Origin of the sequence: Rhizobium sp. CSW-27 (genome assembly GCF_018760785.1) — a bacterium.
Classification (GTDB): domain Bacteria; phylum Pseudomonadota; class Alphaproteobacteria; order Rhizobiales; family Rhizobiaceae; genus Neorhizobium.
In genome coordinates this window covers 1-16,431 of sequence record NZ_JAHHZO010000025.1, presented here as the reverse complement: position 1 = coordinate 16,431, position 16,431 = coordinate 1, and the positions used below count along the sequence as shown (strand labels likewise).

Here is a 16,431-nt window from a genome sequence, read left to right as displayed (position 1 = left end):
AACTGCGACCTGGCTCACGATGCATTCTCCTTGCGACCAAACAGAACAACGGTGCCAACGATCAGCAGGGTCACGATGACGAGGAACACTGCCAGTGCCGCTGCAAACGGAATGTTAGATTGCATGAGTGCCTGATCGCTGATTGCAACCGACAAGGTCCAGTGCTGCGGCCGCCCCAGAATCTGCGGCATGAGATAGGTGCCCAGCGTGAAAACGAGGATCATCAGGAACGTCGTGACGATGGTGTTGCGCTGCATGGGCAGGACCACGATGAAGAACGTCCGCAATGGAGAAGTGCCAAGCGTCCGGGCAGCCTCTTCGATGTGCGGATCGACACGCGACAGGATCGGGTAAAGAACCAGAACGGCATAGGGAATGGCGGTATAGACCACGCCAGCGATCAAGGCGCCGAGCCCTGGCGCATAAGAGGCAGGTCGGTCCAGAAGCCCGAGAAAGACCAGCAGATTGCTGACACCTGCGGTCCGAGAAAGGATCGTGCTCCAGGCGAAGCCGATAATCGATTCCGACAGCGACAGGATGGAGAGCATGAAGATGAGCCACACGACCTGGGTGGACCGGGGCGAATTCACCAGCAGATACGAAAAGGGAAAGGCAATCACGATGGAGATTGCCGCAACCGCCAGCGCCAGTCCGAACGACGCAATCAGGAGCCCCACGAAGAAAGGGCTGATCAGACGACGGTAGTTATCGAGATTGAGGATCTCTTCATAGAGACCGCCACCGAGATTCTTGTAAAAGGAAATCAGGATCATCGAGCCAAAAGGCACAACGAAGAACATCACCAGCACAACCGCCGGCAAGATTAGCGGGACATATCCGGTCAGATTCTGAGGTCTGCTAGTGTTCATGACTTACCTCAACACGACACAGGCCGAGCCTGGGACATGAACATTCACCGTGTCACCCAGATCGAAAGGCAAGTGCTCTCGCGGCGACATCACGACGATCAGGTCCTTGGCGAGGCCCGGCACGGAGACATTCACTTCCAAGCTTGAGCCAAGGTGCCGGATGAAGGCAACCGTGCCAGCCACTGTGCTGTCACCGGCAGCGGACTGCAACGTCAGGTCCTCGGGACGAACGGAGAAATTCACTTTGCCGCCCGCGGCAACGCCATCTATCAGCACCTGGCCACCCGGTACCACGACACGGCCACCGGCTTTCGCATCCCCCTCGATGAGGTTCGCTACTCCGATAAAGTCTGCCACGAAGGCATTGGCTGGCGAGCGATAGATTTCAACGGGCGGTGCGATCTGTTGGATTACCCCACCGGACATGACAACGACCAGGTCCGCCGTGGTCATGGCTTCCCGCTGGTCATGCGTGACGAGGAAGGTGGTTATGCCGAGCTCCTGTTGCAGCCGCTTCACCTCGACCTGCATGGCCTCGCGCAGCTTTGCGTCGAGAGCTGACATCGGCTCGTCGAGAAGGAACAGCTTCGGCTTCAGTGCGAGCGCCCTGGCGATCGCGATACGCTGTCTCTGACCGCCGGACAGCTGCGTAATTGCACGATCCGCGACACCCGGAAGGTGCACGAGATCGAGGAGGCGCTGAACCTCGCGATCCTGGACCTCCTTTGACGCCCCCCGGATGCGGAGGGGATAGGCGATGTTTTCACCGACCGTGAGGTGCGGGAAAAGGGCAAGCGACTGGAACACCATGCCGAAGTCGCGCAGATGCGCTGGCACTTCGGTGATATCCTTGCCGTCCAGCAAGACCTTACCGCTGGTGGTCGCTTCGAGGCCTGCGATGATGCGCAGCAAAGTCGACTTCCCGCAGCCGGAAGGCCCGAGCAGACAGACGAACTGACCATTGGCCACGCTCAACGAAATGTTGCTCAGGGCGTTGACGGGGCCATAGGCCTTGTTGAGTTGGTGGATAGCCAGTCCGGACATTCGGGCACCTCAATAGAATGCGAATGGGCGCATGGCACCCATTTCGCTAAACGTTCATCAAACGGGATCGACGGGGCTGCTCAGCCCTGCTGCATCTCTGCCCAAACCTGGTTGATGAAGTCGGTCTTCATCGCCTGCATTTCGTAGTGAGGCGTGATCGGCTCGATATCCGACGAAACGGCGTTGAACTCTTCATCGGTCAGGTCGAGCAGCGAACGATCGACAACCGGCGCGCTGCCCAGCTTGCGAGCCAGCTTGGCCTGGATGGCGGGCTGGGACATGTAGTCGATATACACATGAGCAAGGTCGAGTGACGGCGCAGCAGACTTCGTGATCGCCCAGGAGCCATAGTCGAGAAGGCCACCTTCGATCGGCATGGTCGAGCGAACCGGGAAACCATCGAGGATCGCAAGGCCGGTCACGTCGTGGTAATACTGCCCCATCGGGATCTCACCGGACTTCAGCGCCTGCTCGAATTGAGCCTCGTCGCGATACCAGAGACGAACATTTGGCTTGAGCTCACCCACCTTAGCCACGCAGGCCCGAATGCCTTCATCCGTGTCGAGGTAGTTCAGCCCTCCGAAATAGACCTTGGCCACGATCTCAAGCAGATACGAATTGCCGACATTTGCGAGCAGGCCGAGTGTGTTCTTGTATTTCGGATCCCACATGTCCTTCCAGGACGTCGGTGCTTCGGGAAATACCTCGGTGTTGGAAACCAGCGTGATGTACCAGCTGGTCGCAGCGACCGCCATGACCTCGCCGGCGGCGTTGGAACGCACAAGGTTTTGTTTCACATTGCTCGTGTTCGGCATTTTCTTGGAGTCCAGTGGAGCCCAGAGACCGGAGTTCATGCCACGGATAACACCGACCTGAGCCATCATGGATATGTCGACTGGCGACTTGCCGGCCTTCTCCGCCTGCTGCAGCTGGATCAGCCATGCTTCTCCCGTGGGCTCGGCAACACTCTCCACCGCAATGCCGGTCGTAGCGGTGAACTCCGGGAATACTTCAGCGTCGAAGGTATCCTTAAAGTAGCCACCATACACACCGATCCGCAGTTTCTTGCCCTGCGCCCGAACAATGTTCGGGAAACCGGTGACGAGTGGCGCAACGCCCAAGGCCGAGATGCCGGCAAGCACCTGTCGACGATTGATGCGCGAAAACCCGGACTGTGTCTTATCCATTGAATTCCCCTTTTTTTGGCAGCGTTACTCGCTTCCAGAGAGGTTTGCCGATCCAGGATCGCGAATACATCAGGATATGCCCCTCACTTACTTCGGCAAATTCCGAACTAAATCCAATCAAGCCTGTGTCTATTCTGGGTAAAACAAGCTGAGAGATTTAAAGCATGGATGACCAGACGCATATCAAGATGCTCCGCGAGAAGTACGAGAACGCTTCGGGCGGGGATATCTTTGATCCGCATTTCAAGAAGGTGGCAGAGGCTCAGTTTACTGGTGGTGACAAGCGGAAATGGCCGTTCGCGGGCGTGCCGACGCTGCTCGATGCCCCTTACAACCCGGATTTCATCAACCTCCCGGACTTCGGCGGCATCGATGTTGCCCTGATCGGCGTTCCGATGGACCTCGCCGTCACCAACCGCAACGGCAGCCGCTTCGGACCGCGGGCCTTGCGTAGCGTCGAGCGCGTAGGCCCCTATGACCATGTGCTCCGGGTTTCGCCGATGAGCGAAATGAAGGTTGCCGATATTGGTGATGTGCCGATGCGCAGCCGTTACGATCTCGCGCAATGCCATGCCGATATCGAAGCCTTCTATCGCTCCCTGGTCTCGGCCGGCGTGAAGCCACTGAGTGTCGGTGGCGACCATTCGATCACCTCATCGATCCTGAAGGCGGTCGGCGCCGAGGAACCGGTTGGCATGATCCACATCGACGCACACTGCGACACCGCCGGCCCCTACGAAGGCACGAAATTCCAGCATGGAGGCCCGTTCCGCCTGGCAGTTCTGGACGGCGTCCTGGACCCGCGCCGGACCATCCAGATCGGCATCCGTGGTGCCGCCGAATATCTCTGGGAGTTCTCCTACGAGAGTGGCATGACGGTCATCCATGCCGAGGAAGTGGGAGAAGCAAGCATCCCGCGCCTGATCGAAAAGGCCCGGCAAATCGTCGGTAACGGACCAACCTATGTGTCGTTCGACATCGACAGCGTAGATCCAGGCTTTGCACCTGGTACGGGGACGCCGGAAGTCGGCGGTCTGCAGCCACGCGAAGTGCTGCAGATCCTGCGTGGGCTTGACGCCCTCAACATTATCGGTGGCGATGTCGTCGAAGTCGCGCCACAATATGACGCGACCTCGAACACCGCCCATATCGCAGCGCAGGTCCTCCACACGATCCTGTGCCTGATGGCCAAGGCGCCGAAGTAAGGACGCAAGCGATCGGCAGCGACCGCAGAACGTCCTTGGGAAAAAGACCGGAGGCCGCCGAACATCGGCGGCCTCTATCTCGTTCGCACGATACCGAGAAAAGGAAACGTCTGATGGCCAAGTCTACGCTGCTGCTTATCGATTTTCAGAATGACTACTTCGAGAACGGAGCCTTCCCACTGGTGGGTCCGGAAGCTGCGGTCCAGAATGCCAAAGGGGTCCTCGACACCTTCCGCGGTCGGGCGGATCTGATCGTTCACGTCCGTCACCACGCATTGGAGAGCGACGCGCCCTTCTTCGTCCCGGGCAGCCATGGCGCCGAGATCCATCAGCGGGTGGCTCCGACAGGCAACGAGATCGTTGTTACCAAGTCCCAGATCAATGTCTTCCTGGATACCGATATCGACACGATTCTGCGGCAGAACGGCATCACTTCGGTGGTGGTTGTGGGCGCCATGAGCCACATGTGCGTCGATGCAGCGGTTCGCGCCGCATCGGACAAAGGCTATCAGGTAACGGTGCTCCATGACGCCGTTGCAACGCGTGACCTCGAGTTCGGTGATCAACGCGTGCCGGCCAGTCAGGTTCACGCCGCCTTCATGTCTGCCCTGGCCTTCGCCTATGCCGAGGTGATCTCGGTCGACGAATACATCAAGCGGCAGTCCTAACCGGCTGCGACCCGGAATGGGGAGACGCCATGCATGGGCGTCCCCGATCGTCCTAGCGGATACGCAAACCGCTGGACGCGTCGAACAGAAGAGCCCTGCTCGGGTCAATCCCGATCTTGAGGCTGTTTCCCGCCTTCAAGTTCTTGACTTCTCTGATTTCGATGGTCAAAGGCTCGTCACGGCCATGTTGAACATAGGCGAATGACGAGGCACCCAGATTCTCCAGGACATCGAGGCGGACGGACAGCCCTTCTGCCGAATGAAGCTTAAAGTGTTCCGGCCGAACGCCGAGCATCAACTTGTCTCCAAGCCCCGGAACGGCGCCCTTGAGGGACAGCGGAATGGTTGCAGTGGGGAAGTCATCCAGGCGGACCACAATATCTGACGCGCTGCTTGAGACCAGTGTCACGGGCAGAAAATTCATCTTCGGTGAACCGATGAAACCCGCAACGAAGAGATTGTCGGGATCCTCATAGAGCTCCATTGGCGCACCGACCTGTTCAATGCGGCCGGCGCGCAGCACGACGATGCGATCCGCCAGCGTCATCGTCTCCACCTGGTTGTGCGTCATATAGACCATCGTGTTGCGAGTGACTGGCGAAGCTCTGCAATCTCGAGCCGCATCTGGACTCTGAGTGGTGGACAGATGCCCCTTATGGCTCTTCAACTCAGCAGGCAGAGGCCTTAAGGCTAAATCGAGGGTCGGTACTTGGCCGAACACAACCGCGCCTTCAAAAACATCGACGGCCTAAATTGATGCAGTTAGCGAGGCATGAGAGACCATACCTGCCCACATCCAAATCGGACGGCAGAATGCCGTCCGGCCTCCTCCGTTTAAGGTCACGTCAAGACCTGTCAGGGCGGGTTTATGCTTGGCCGCATCGGTGCACGCGTCACCTATGCCGAAATCCTAGCCCAGTTCGAACCGGCTTCATGGTACCTTGTTGCAACGTCTTGGTTTGTCCGAAAGCGCTGCAGGAGCGCAGCCAGGCCTCTGGCTTCATCCGCCAGACCGGCTGAGGCAGCATTCATTTCCTCGACCATCGCGGCGTTCTTCTGTGTTGCCTGATCCATATGGTTGACCGCATGGTTGACCTCGCTCAAGCCAATTGACTGCTCCTGAGCTGCAGAAGAAATCGCATCCATATGCTCGTTGATCGCCTGAACGAGGCCTGCGATTGCAGTCAGCCCATCGCCTGTCTCGTGGACAAGCTTTACACCTTCGCTGACTGCTACCTCCGAGTTGGCAATCAGCGCCTTGATCTCCTTGGCAGCATTGGCTGAACGCTGAGCAAGTTCGCGAACTTCCTGGGCGACGACGGCAAAGCCCTTACCGGCTTCCCCGGCGCGCGCAGCCTCCACGCCGGCATTGAGTGCCAAGAGGTTGGTCTGAAAGGCAATCTCGTCGATTACACTGATGATCTGATTGATCTGGCGGGAGGCATGTTCGATGCGTTCCATGGCGGTGACGGCATTACCGACGACCACACCAGACTGTTCAGCGCGGCTTCTTGTGTTGCGCACAATATCGCGGGCTTCGCCGGTCCGACGCGACGTCGCCGTGACATTGGCGGTAATTTCTTCCAGGGCGGCGGCCGTTTCCTCAAGCGAGGCTGCCTGTTGTTCGGTGCGCTTGGAAAGGTCGTCGGAGGCCTGCGAAATCTCACCCGAGCCGCCGCTGACTGCATGAGCCGAGCGACCAACAGAAATCAGCACATCACGCAACTGCTGCACTGAGCTGTTGAAATCATGACGCAGCGCTTCAAACTGCGGGGCAAACTGCTCGTCGATTTCGCAGCGCAGATCGCCTGAGGCCAAGCGCTTGAGGCCAGCAGCCAACGTGCCGGTCGCCTTGGTCAGGCGCGCTTCTGCGTCCGCCTCGGCGCGCGCCTGCATCTCAACACGCTCACGCTCTGCGCGAGACCGATTTTCATCCGCTTCAGCTTCAAGTTCAGCATTCCGGATTGCCGCATCCCGGAAGACTTCCACCGAACGGGCCATCTCACCGATCTCGTCAGACCGGTCGGTAAACGGGATTGGTGAATTCCGGTCTCCGCTTGCGAGAGCCTTCATGCGGTCAGACGTTGCACGCACCATTCTAGATACGGCGCGTTCGACCGCAAATGACAAACCAAGTACGAGCAGCGACACGCAAAGGGCAATGATGGCTCCCTTGAGGAATTGCGTCTTGAGTGCGTCAAGTTTGTTTGCCGCGCTGCTCTTGAGAAGCGTGTCAGTGCGTGCGATGAGGCCTCCCAGCATCTCAGCCTGCATGCCGGTATACTGCGTCCAGTCGGCCAAAGCCGCGGGATCAGCTTGAATGCCCGAGTTTTCCTCAATCCGGAGTCGGCTTGCGGCGAGAGCCTGTCCCCCGGCGCCAGAGACGAACCCGTCAAATGCTTCCACGATTTCACCAGGCAGAAACTCGCGGACAAGCGGGGTAAAACGCTGACGAAGTTCCTGAGCATGTAGGAAGAAGGCGAACTGCTTGTTGTCGAGCTGCTGGCCAGCGAGGTACTGCTCACCCAGACGTATTTCAATGAGGCCGGCATCGTTGACCTGCATCAGCGCATAGTAACCGTCAATTAAACGGGCCAATTCAAGGTCCTGGATGCTCGCACCCGATCTACGCACCAACTCAAGTCCTGCTGCCGAGGCTGGCTGTAGAACGAAAAGGGCCTCATCAGACGTTGCAGTGCCAGCATCAACATTCGCACGATATGTAGACAGCGCGACCTCCTTGGACGCGATAACCTCAAAGGCCTTTTCTATAGCCTCATCCCGTTTTCCCTGAGCCTGCCAGTCCGAATAGGCACTCTCCAATTCGGCGAGTGCAGCGTTTACAGCAAGACGACGATCCTTCGCATTTTCCGCTGTAGCAAAGGCCTCAGCCGGAAGAACCTGGGCGACTTTTCCACCAGCCATTGCCAGAGCCTGAACAACCATTTGCCCCTTGAGGTTCGAGTACTGGCCGTAACTGTTCCACACAGAGCTGATGCTAAGCCACAAGAAAGCAATCAAGGGCGCAGTTGCGATCAATAGAAGCTGCTTACGAAGTGAAAGTGCGGACATGCGTACAACCTTGGCAGACAAAGGGATCCGTGAGTTTTCAACTCTTATGGCCATTTGTATGCTGGAACAAATTAAATGTATCCTAATATGCATCTATGCTCCAACATCAGGTGGCTGCCCGCCGACTAATGTGAACGTTGCCGGTAGCAATCTTCGAAGAGCGATCGCGAGTACGTGTTTTCGCGTGGCGGCGACCTCATGGCCAGATCAGAGTACCTGAGTGAAACGCAAGCGAGCGATGCATTTCTCTTATAGGTAGGCACTCAAATTGGATTTCTTCTTATGGGTGGGGTCTGTTAGCTGTTGTACAGCTTCAAAAATGATGAAGCCGTACAATGGGAGGAGAGACCATGCGAATCACCGTTTTGGTAGGCGCGAGCGCTTTGATTGCAGCAGCCGCTTTTAGCCCGGCTCAGGCTGAGGTACCAAATGATCGAGAAACTTTGGCGCTGGCATCACGCATAGATAACAACAGCTTTGATCGAGCTGAGCTAGCGATTGGCAACCAGGTACAGTTCTGGCAACCAGTATTCGACACATTAATAATACAGAAACCCGATGGCTCCTTTGGTCCCGGCCTTGCGACCGAGTGGAGTTACAACGCCGATGCTACAGCGCTGACGCTCACGTTAAGGCAGGGTGTCCGCTTTACCGATGGCGCACCGTTCGATGCCAACGCGGTGAAGGCGAACCTAGAATATCTTGCCGCTGGAGCCGGTCCAAACGGCTACATGGCACGTAGCATTTCGGAAATCAAAGTGATCTCAGATACCCAGGTTCAGCTCATTCTTGCAGAACCTGATCCGGCGATGCTGTGGAACTTATCGACTGTAGGTGGAGCGATGGCCAGCCCGGCATCACTCGGCGCGGCAGGGTCAGATACCGCGCCTGTTGGGTCTGGTCCTTACGTGTTTGACGCCGCAGCCTCGGTTCAGGGCAGCCAGTATGTCTACAACCGCAATCCTGAGTATTGGGACACTGCGGCTTTTCCCTTCGATCGGGTTACAGTCACTCCTCTGACGGACAATGCAGCGAGGATGAATGCGATTTTCGCAGGCCAAGTGGACGGGGCAATAGGCGACAGTCGCGTGGTTGCAGAAAGCGAAGCAAAAGGCTTCACCGTCACCTTCGGCGACATTGACTGGGCAGGCATCACGCTAGCCGATCGCAAGGGTGCCATCGCGCCGCCACTTGCTGACGTGCGAGTGCGCCAGGCGATCAATCTGGCCTTCGACACCGCGTCGATACTCAAGTTCGTCGATTTAGGCCATGGGAAGCTATCTGATCAAATCTTTCCTGAGGGCAACGGTGCCTACGATCCGGCACTCGAAGATCGATACCCTTACGATCCGGAGAAGGCACGCAGCCTCTTGGCAGAAGCGGGCTACCCCGATGGGTTTGATCTCGTTTTCCCGGAGGTTCGACCGTTCGCCGCTTTCTATCCGATTGTGCAGCAACAACTCGCGGACATTGGCATTCGGGCGACGTTTGAAGCATTGCCGCCCGGTAGCGCGCTCCCGGTACTCAGATCCGGCAAATATGCTGCATTCGTGTTCAATTTCGGCAGCGCGAATGCATGGACGGATTTCCAACAGTATCTGACGACTAATGCACCCTACAACACCGCCAAAGTCGACGACCCGGTCCTTACAGAGCTCGTGAGAAAAGCTCAGTTTGCAACTGGGGAGGCCCAGCTAGAGGCCTTCCGCGAGGTCAACCGGCACGTAGTCGAGAACGCATATTTCGCTCCATGGTACAGACGCTTTGCCGTTTATGTATCTGGCAAGGACATCACCGTGCAGTCGCAGCCTGGAAACATCGTGCCGTATCTGCGCAACTATGGCATAGCCCGGTAACGCTCTAATCCGATGCTCCCATTGGCAAAATGCCCGCTCAAAAGGCGGGCATTTTTGCTTGTTCCACTAAGGTGTGATCCGTTAGATGCTCCATACAAAGTTGGCTAAAATCTTCCAGAACGCCCCAACCGGCCAGTTCAGCTCTGAAGATCATCGCCAGTGAAATGGAACGCTGCCGCATAGCAACGGGCACCTTCACCAGTCGGCGCCCCTGCACAGTTTTGACAGCGAGGTTTGAAAGGACAGAGAGGCTGTCCGTTGTCTGCAGCAGGCTCAACACTGTGGTCAGACAACTGCTGCTGACCCAGACTTCGGGCTCTCGCCCTAAGCGTTTGGTCATTGAGTAGTCACCTGAATCCCAGAAGATCGCCATACCTGTGAATGCAATCCAAGGATAGTCGAGCAGTACCTGCTCAGAACTCTGATCGCCGTAACGTAGCTGCTCGAAGACAGGATGGCCTTCACGTGCGGTCACGTGGATTTCGATATCGGTTAAATCACGACGGATGAGGTTGGGGTGCGCCCGCGGGTCTATCCGGTTACCGGCGAACGCGACGTCCAGTCGCCCTTCAGCGAGATCGTCTAGTACGGTTGGCTCATTCAACGGCAAGATTTCAATCAGTACATTCGGGTGAAGCTTCCGCATCGCTTCCAGGGCGGGAGACAATATGCCGGTGCGCCAGCTCGGACCCAGTCCGATTCGGAAGACTACGGTCCGGTCCACAGCCCCGGCACGCAGTTCTGCTTCCGCAATCTCCCAGCCTCGCAGCATCCGCAGGGAGGCCTGCATCACACGCTCCCCAAACGGGGTCATCCTTACACCTCGCGCGTGACGCTCAAGCAATGGGCGCCCGAAGTCAGCTTCGAGGATTGCAATCGAACGCGACAGGGCGGGTTGAGTCACGCTGAGCCGTTCAGCAGCTTTGCGTAGGCTACCTTCTTCAACGACGGCGTTGAAACGGACAAGATGGCTGAATTGGTCCAGCATGAGCGATAGATTTCCCTGATGTCTCAAGGTAATTTTTGCAATTTTTTCTTCCGATCGCAACTGCTAAGTGACGCACATCTCTTGAGTCAAACTGCGTTGGAGGAGGGCCAGCATCGTGTTGAGATACATTGTCGTCCGTATTGCATTTGGCGCTGTCTTGCTTGCGGTGGTGTGCACCTTTGGCTTCCTCCTGGTCTTCAGCGGAACCGAGCGGGTAGCACTCAACATACTTGGACAGTCGGCGTCCGAAGCTGATATTGCCGCGCTGAATGCCAAGCTCGGGATCGATCGCCCGCTTCTCGTTCAATATCAGGACTGGGTCGGCGATGCTGTGCGCGGCGATCTAGGGAACGCATGGACGACGACCGGTACAGTTACGGAAATTCTTGGCAGGCGTTTGCCGGTCACTTTGTCTATCGTCGTCACCGCTGCATTCATCAACGCACTCGTCTCGGCCTTGTTGGGAATCACTGCCGCAGTGCGTGGCGGTATCGCGGATCGCCTCATTCAGATTGTCAGCGTTGTTGGTTTTTCCATTCCCAATTTTTGGCTCGGTTTGCTCCTGGTCGTGGTGTTTTCGCTAACCCTTGGCTGGCTTCCTGCGACGGGTCACGTTCCGATCACCACCTCAACCCTCGGTTGGGCCGTGTCGGTAACTCTCCCCGTAACCGCGCTTGTGCTGTCTGGGATCGCGTCAGTGAGCCAGCAAGTCAGAGGAGCAATGATTGACGCTCTTGGACAGGACTGGGTGCGCACCCTACGTGCGCGTGGAGTGCCTGAGGGCTCGATTTGCTACCGCCACGCGCTACGAAATGCTCTGCCTGCAGCACTAACTGTTTTGTCTGTCCAGTTCGTGGCATTGCTGGGTGGTGCCGCAGTGGTCGAGCAAATATTTGCGATACCAGGACTCGGCGAACTGACTGTTCGATCGGCTATTGCTGGAGATGTCCCCGTCCTGATGGGCGTCATTGTAGCCATGATCATCGTAGTTATCACGGTCAACACGCTGATTGATCTGATCAATGCCTGGGCCAATCCGAAAGTGCGCCTCACATGAGCAATCACACCACAGAACCCCATCGAATATCACCGCTGCGTGCGGCATTTTCCAATCCGCTCGGGCTGATCGCCTCGGTGATCCTTGCGCTCGTACTTCTCGCAGGTCTGGCTGCTCCGGCGCTTGCACCTTACGACCCCGCGAAGGTGATGATTTTCAAGGTCAACGCGCTGCCAGATGCTGAGTATCTTCTAGGGGGAGACGGGTCTGGACGCGACAACCTTTCGCGCTTGCTTTATGGTGCTCGCAATACTTTCATTGGAGCAGCCATTTCGGTTGTGGTTGCTGCAATGATTGGCGTTACAGCAGGTCTTTTCGCGGGCTACTACGGGCGCAGCTTTGACACCATAACAAGCTGGGTTGCGGATGGTCTGATGGCGCTGCCTGCGATCATCGTCCTGCTTGCATTTTTTCAGGCACTTGGGTCATCAATCTACCTGTCCATGGCGGTATTCGGCATCCTTCTTTCGCCGGGCTTCTTTCGACTGACCAGAAGCCTAGTACGGTCGGTGCGCAACGAATTGTACATCGACGCTGCACGCGTATCGGGGCTGGGCGATCTGCGGATCATTTTGCGGCATATCTTGCTAGCAGTGCGAGCACCGGTCGTCATCCAGGTCTCCATCGTAGCCGGAATCTCGATTGTGGTTCAGGCGGGACTGGAATTCTTGGGGCTCGGTGATGCGTCCGTGCCGACTTGGGGAGGCATGCTGCAAGACGCCTTCGACAACCTGTACACAGCGCAACAGAATGTCTATTGGCCCGGACTTGCTATATCCATCACCGTTGCCTCTCTTGTGCTGCTGGCGAACTCTGTCCGAGACGCAATGCAGGGGGGCATGCGGCCAAGGCTGTCCGCCCCGATACAAGCGCAATCAAATCCTGTGAATGGGAGCATCGACCCACAGGCCATACTTCAACTTCGCGATCTGGTTGTTGCTTATCCTGACCGGCAGGGGTGGCGCAACGTGGTTAAAGGCGTATCACTCACAGTGAAACGCGGAGAAGTTTTTGGCTTGGTTGGCGAATCCGGCTCTGGCAAAACCCAAACAGCCTTTGCAGTGCTTGGGTTGCTTTCTGCCGGGGGCCGGATTTTATCTGGGTCTATACGCTTCGACGGCATCGAATTGGCGGGCGGCGATGATACACAGTTTAAGGCACTGCGGGGGCGCCGTATCGCTTATGTTCCGCAAGAGCCTATGTCGAATCTCGATCCATCGTTCAAAATAGGCGATCAACTAACCGAACCGATGCAGGCTGTCCTTGGCCTCTCTAGGGCCCAAGCCAAGGCACGTGCCTTAGAACTTCTCGGACGAGTGGGTCTACGTGATCCTGAACGGGTGTTCAAAGCCTATCCCCATCAAATTTCAGGCGGGATGGCACAGCGGGTTTTGATTGCCGGCGCCGTTTCATGCAATCCGGACCTTTTGATTGCGGACGAACCAACCACTGCGCTGGATGTGACAGTTCAGGCAGAAGTGTTGGACCTTCTCAGAGATCTTCAGGCTGAGTTTGGCATGTCAATCATCATAGTTACCCACAACTTCGGCGTGGTCGCGGACATGTGCGACACGGTCGCAGTCATGCGAGAGGGGACGATCGTGGAAGTGGCTGGGACGCGAGACTTATTCACCCGCCCCACGCACGAATATACCAGAATGCTTTTGGATTGTGTCCTGGATGATCCACCAGTTCGACGCTACTCAGGCGTTGCAGAGGCAAGCCGATGAACAACTCCCAAGACCTTCTGATCTGCGATAAGGTCAACATCAACTTTGGTGCCAAACAGGTACTACGAAATGTAAATCTCACCGTGAGGCCTGGAGAAACTGTTGGACTTGTGGGCGAATCTGGCTCTGGCAAAACTACGATCGGTCGTGCCGTTTTGGGCATCGGACCTGTCTCGTCAGGACGAATTGTCTTCGAGGGACAGGACATCGCTGGGGTATCGCCGAACCGCCGAACCGGTGAAGCAACTCGCATACAGGCGGTGTTCCAGGACCCGTATTCGTCGCTAAACCCGTCGATGACGGTTGAGGACATCCTTACCGAGCCTTTGGTAGCTCGGGGTATGGCAACAGCGGCCCAAGCGCGTATGAAAGTTAAGGAGCTACTTTCTCAGGTGGCACTTCCTTCAAATGCCTCAGCTCGCTTTCCGCGTGAGTTCTCTGGCGGACAACGCCAGCGTGTTGCGATTGCCCGAGCGCTTGCGCTCTCACCGCGGCTTATCGTCTGTGATGAGCCGGTCTCAGCGCTTGACCTCTCTACACAGGCCCGGGTGCTCGACCTTTTCATCGCGCTCCAGGAGCAAACGGGCGTTGCTTATTTGTTCATCAGCCATGATCTTGCGGTGGTCCGAGCGATCTCTCACCGCGTTGCGGTGATGCGTGCAGGAGAAATCGTTGAGTTTGGCGAATGCGAAGACGTCACGTCACGGCCTCAGCATGCTTATACACAACGCCTACTTCTAGCTGCTCCTGTCGCAGATCCTGTCCGACAGGCTGAACGAAGGGCCGCGTTGCGCGCCCTTAATGTTCCATCGAGCCAATCTTGATCGCGAAGTGAGAAGCATAATGCAACCAGATCTCAGCCACCTCGAAAAAGCTCCGTTTTCCCTTGATCGGGAAGAATTGGAATGGGTTGCTAACACATTTGCTTCGCTGTCTGAGGCAGATCGCGTTGGCCAAGTGTTCAATATGCTATCGCGAGGCGAGGAACCAAACGAAAGGGCCCTTTTCCAGCGGGTGCGACCCGGCGGCATAACCAGGTATTTCTCCAATGACGGTGCTGCGGAGAAAACAAGGATTGCCCAGTTGCAAGCTGACGCCGCAGTCCCGCTACTGGTCTCTTGCGACCTTGAAGGCTCCCGTATGAGCCTGCCGTTTGGAACACAAGTACCAAATCCTATAGCGCTCGCGGCCATCGACGATCTTGCCATTACCGAAGAAGTAAGCAGGATCATGGCACGCGAGGCACTTGCAACCGGAGTGAATTGGTCATTTACGCCGGTGTTGGACATCAATGCAAAGACAAGAAGCTCAATCGTTGCTACCCGAGGATTTGGCAATGATCCCGAAGTTATTGCGCGACATGCATTAGCCCAGATCCGTGTTTTCCAAGAAGCGGGGCTTGCCGCAACGGCAAAACACTGGCCAGGAGAGGGGCACGATGCGCGTGATCAGCATCTCGTGACGACGATTAACCCGCTTTCGAAAGATGAGTGGGAAAAGACCCATGGGCGGCTTTATCGTGCGGCAGTCAATTCCGGGGTTCTGGCCGTCATGTCGGCACACATTGCGTTACCCTCGTACGCCGGCAGTATGGGTGCCACAGGAGTAGATCTCTATCGACCTGCATCACTGAGCTCGTTGCTCAATGTCGAGCTTCTACGCAAGGAAATCGGTTTCAACGGATTGATTGTTTCAGATGCCAGCGAAATGGGCGGGCTAAGCTCATTCATGCCAATTACCGATGGGAAGGTAGAAATCCTTCGGGCAGGGAACGATATGATCCTGTTCAGCAATGACCCAGATCGTCATTTCTCGGCCGTTCTGGAGGCAGTTCGTTCTGGCAAGATTTCTGCGGCACGCTTCTCCGATGCAGTTACGCGAGTGCTCGCTCTCAAGGCGAAACTGGGGCTCCACCGCAGGCTCCCACTGCCTCCCATGCCTGAGCGACGCGATGACTTTATGAGGCCAATCCTTCGTCGGGCACCCGTTCTCGAAAAAGATGTCAGGGATCTGCTACCAATCTCCGTAGAGCGGTATAAGCGCGTACTTGTCGTCGCTCCGGGAATTGTGGAGCCGCTTTGGGGCACAACACTGCCGGTGAACTTTCCTCAGTTGCTGGAACGTGAGGGCTTTGAGGTCACCGTACATACCTTGGGCTCCCAGTTGCCCACCGGCGATCATGACCTTGTCATATACGTCTTTAGCGAAGAGACCCTCCTCACGCGCGGTCGTATCTTCCTGGATTGGGCAAAGCTCGGTGGTGGAATGCGAGGCGCCATGCAACGCATTTGGCAGCAGCTTCCCACCATCATGATATCATTCGGCTATCCATATTATCTCTACGATGCGCCGCGCGTGCCGACCTATATCAACGCCTGGGCAACCATGGATGAAATGCAAGAAGCGGTGGTCGATCTTCTTTTGGGAAGGGCCGAATGGAACCGCAAGAGCCCGATCGATGCATTCGATGGAGCACCCGACGGGCGGTATTGAGGGCAAATGACTGCTCCTCGAGCGCGTAGCTAGTTTGAACCAACGCACTGGTCTGGCCTAGGGAGGGGACCTAACGGAACCCCTTCCGGCCAGCGTGACGGTGGCTTCACGCTAGCGGACAACATCTTCCTCTCCGTTAGAGCGGTTCCCTGACTGAATGAATCTTCGGGTCTTTGCAAATCAGCGATGTTCTGATTCAAACTATCTGCCGATGGAGGTCGGCAGATATGTCAAAAGCTCTCTCTGTTGATCTGCGAGTTCG

General features: G+C 56.7%; 13 protein-coding genes. 7 read left to right on the top strand and 6 right to left on the bottom strand.

Annotated features, from left to right (window positions below; translation table 11 throughout):
* Positions 1–14: 14 nt before the first annotated feature.
* The 3 genes from KLP42_RS25320 to KLP42_RS25310 all read right to left on the bottom strand — a co-directional run bounded on the left by KLP42_RS25320 (position 15) and on the right by KLP42_RS25310 (position 3,100).
* Positions 15–869 carry an ABC transporter permease gene (locus KLP42_RS25320; RefSeq protein ID WP_215570832.1) on the bottom strand — a complete coding sequence of 285 codons (855 nt, stop codon included), beginning with the start codon at positions 867–869 and terminating at the stop codon, positions 15–17.
* A 3-nt stretch (positions 870–872) separates the two neighbouring features.
* Positions 873–1,913 carry an ABC transporter ATP-binding protein gene (locus KLP42_RS25315; protein ID WP_215570830.1) on the bottom strand — a complete coding sequence of 347 codons (1,041 nt, stop codon included), beginning with the start codon at positions 1,911–1,913 and terminating at the stop codon, positions 873–875.
* 80 nt (positions 1,914–1,993) lie between these two features.
* The gene (locus KLP42_RS25310; RefSeq protein WP_215570829.1) at positions 1,994–3,100 is read right to left on the bottom strand and encodes an ABC transporter substrate-binding protein; all 1,107 of its coding nucleotides are present in this window, start codon (positions 3,098–3,100) and stop codon (positions 1,994–1,996) included.
* Positions 3,101–3,264: 164 nt separating this feature from the next.
* Between KLP42_RS25310 and speB the strand changes: the two genes are divergently transcribed.
* Together speB and KLP42_RS25300 are read left to right on the top strand one after the other, a co-directional pair.
* On the top strand, positions 3,265–4,305 hold the full coding sequence (gene speB, locus KLP42_RS25305) for an agmatinase (RefSeq protein ID WP_215570827.1): 1,041 nt from the start codon (positions 3,265–3,267) through the stop codon (positions 4,303–4,305).
* A gap of 113 nt (positions 4,306–4,418) precedes the next feature.
* Positions 4,419–4,973 carry a cysteine hydrolase family protein gene (locus tag KLP42_RS25300; RefSeq protein WP_215570825.1) on the top strand — a complete coding sequence of 185 codons (555 nt, stop codon included), beginning with the start codon at positions 4,419–4,421 and terminating at the stop codon, positions 4,971–4,973.
* Positions 4,974–5,025: 52 nt separating this feature from the next.
* On the opposite strand, the gene KLP42_RS25295 is transcribed toward KLP42_RS25300, so the two are convergent.
* Together KLP42_RS25295 and KLP42_RS25290 are read right to left on the bottom strand one after the other, a co-directional pair.
* On the bottom strand, positions 5,026–5,544 hold the full coding sequence (locus tag KLP42_RS25295) for a TOBE domain-containing protein (protein WP_215570823.1): 519 nt from the start codon (positions 5,542–5,544) through the stop codon (positions 5,026–5,028).
* 326 nt (positions 5,545–5,870) lie between these two features.
* On the bottom strand, positions 5,871–8,045 hold the full coding sequence (locus tag KLP42_RS25290; RefSeq protein WP_215570821.1) for a methyl-accepting chemotaxis protein: 2,175 nt from the start codon (positions 8,043–8,045) through the stop codon (positions 5,871–5,873).
* A 350-nt stretch (positions 8,046–8,395) separates the two neighbouring features.
* On the opposite strand from KLP42_RS25290, the gene KLP42_RS25285 reads away from it, so the two are divergent.
* The gene (locus KLP42_RS25285; RefSeq protein ID WP_215570820.1) at positions 8,396–9,901 is read left to right on the top strand and encodes an ABC transporter substrate-binding protein; all 1,506 of its coding nucleotides are present in this window, start codon (positions 8,396–8,398) and stop codon (positions 9,899–9,901) included.
* 37 nt (positions 9,902–9,938) lie between these two features.
* Here the strand turns inward: KLP42_RS25285 and KLP42_RS25280 are convergent, their stop codons facing one another.
* Entirely contained in the window at positions 9,939–10,889 is a 951-nt protein-coding gene (locus KLP42_RS25280) for a LysR family transcriptional regulator (RefSeq protein WP_215570819.1), read from the bottom strand.
* A 115-nt stretch (positions 10,890–11,004) separates the two neighbouring features.
* Between KLP42_RS25280 and KLP42_RS25275 the strand changes: the two genes are divergently transcribed.
* Genes KLP42_RS25275 through KLP42_RS25260 form a run of 4 tightly spaced genes read left to right on the top strand, consistent with a single transcriptional unit; the run spans position 11,005 to position 16,169 of the window.
* Positions 11,005–11,946 (top strand): ABC transporter permease, encoded by a 942-nt coding sequence (locus tag KLP42_RS25275; RefSeq protein ID WP_215570816.1) that lies wholly within the window; start codon positions 11,005–11,007, stop codon positions 11,944–11,946.
* Positions 11,943–13,676, top strand: coding sequence for a dipeptide/oligopeptide/nickel ABC transporter permease/ATP-binding protein (locus tag KLP42_RS25270; RefSeq protein ID WP_215570814.1), 1,734 nt, complete (start codon positions 11,943–11,945; stop codon positions 13,674–13,676). The genes KLP42_RS25275 and KLP42_RS25270 overlap by 4 nt, the downstream gene beginning before the upstream one ends.
* Positions 13,673–14,500, top strand: a complete 828-nt coding sequence (locus tag KLP42_RS25265; RefSeq protein WP_215570812.1) for an ATP-binding cassette domain-containing protein — start codon at positions 13,673–13,675, stop codon at positions 14,498–14,500. Before KLP42_RS25270 ends, KLP42_RS25265 begins: the two co-directional genes overlap by 4 nt.
* A 19-nt stretch (positions 14,501–14,519) precedes the next feature.
* The gene (locus KLP42_RS25260) at positions 14,520–16,169 is read left to right on the top strand and encodes a glycoside hydrolase family 3 protein (RefSeq protein ID WP_215570810.1); all 1,650 of its coding nucleotides are present in this window, start codon (positions 14,520–14,522) and stop codon (positions 16,167–16,169) included.
* Positions 16,170–16,431 lie beyond the last annotated feature (262 nt).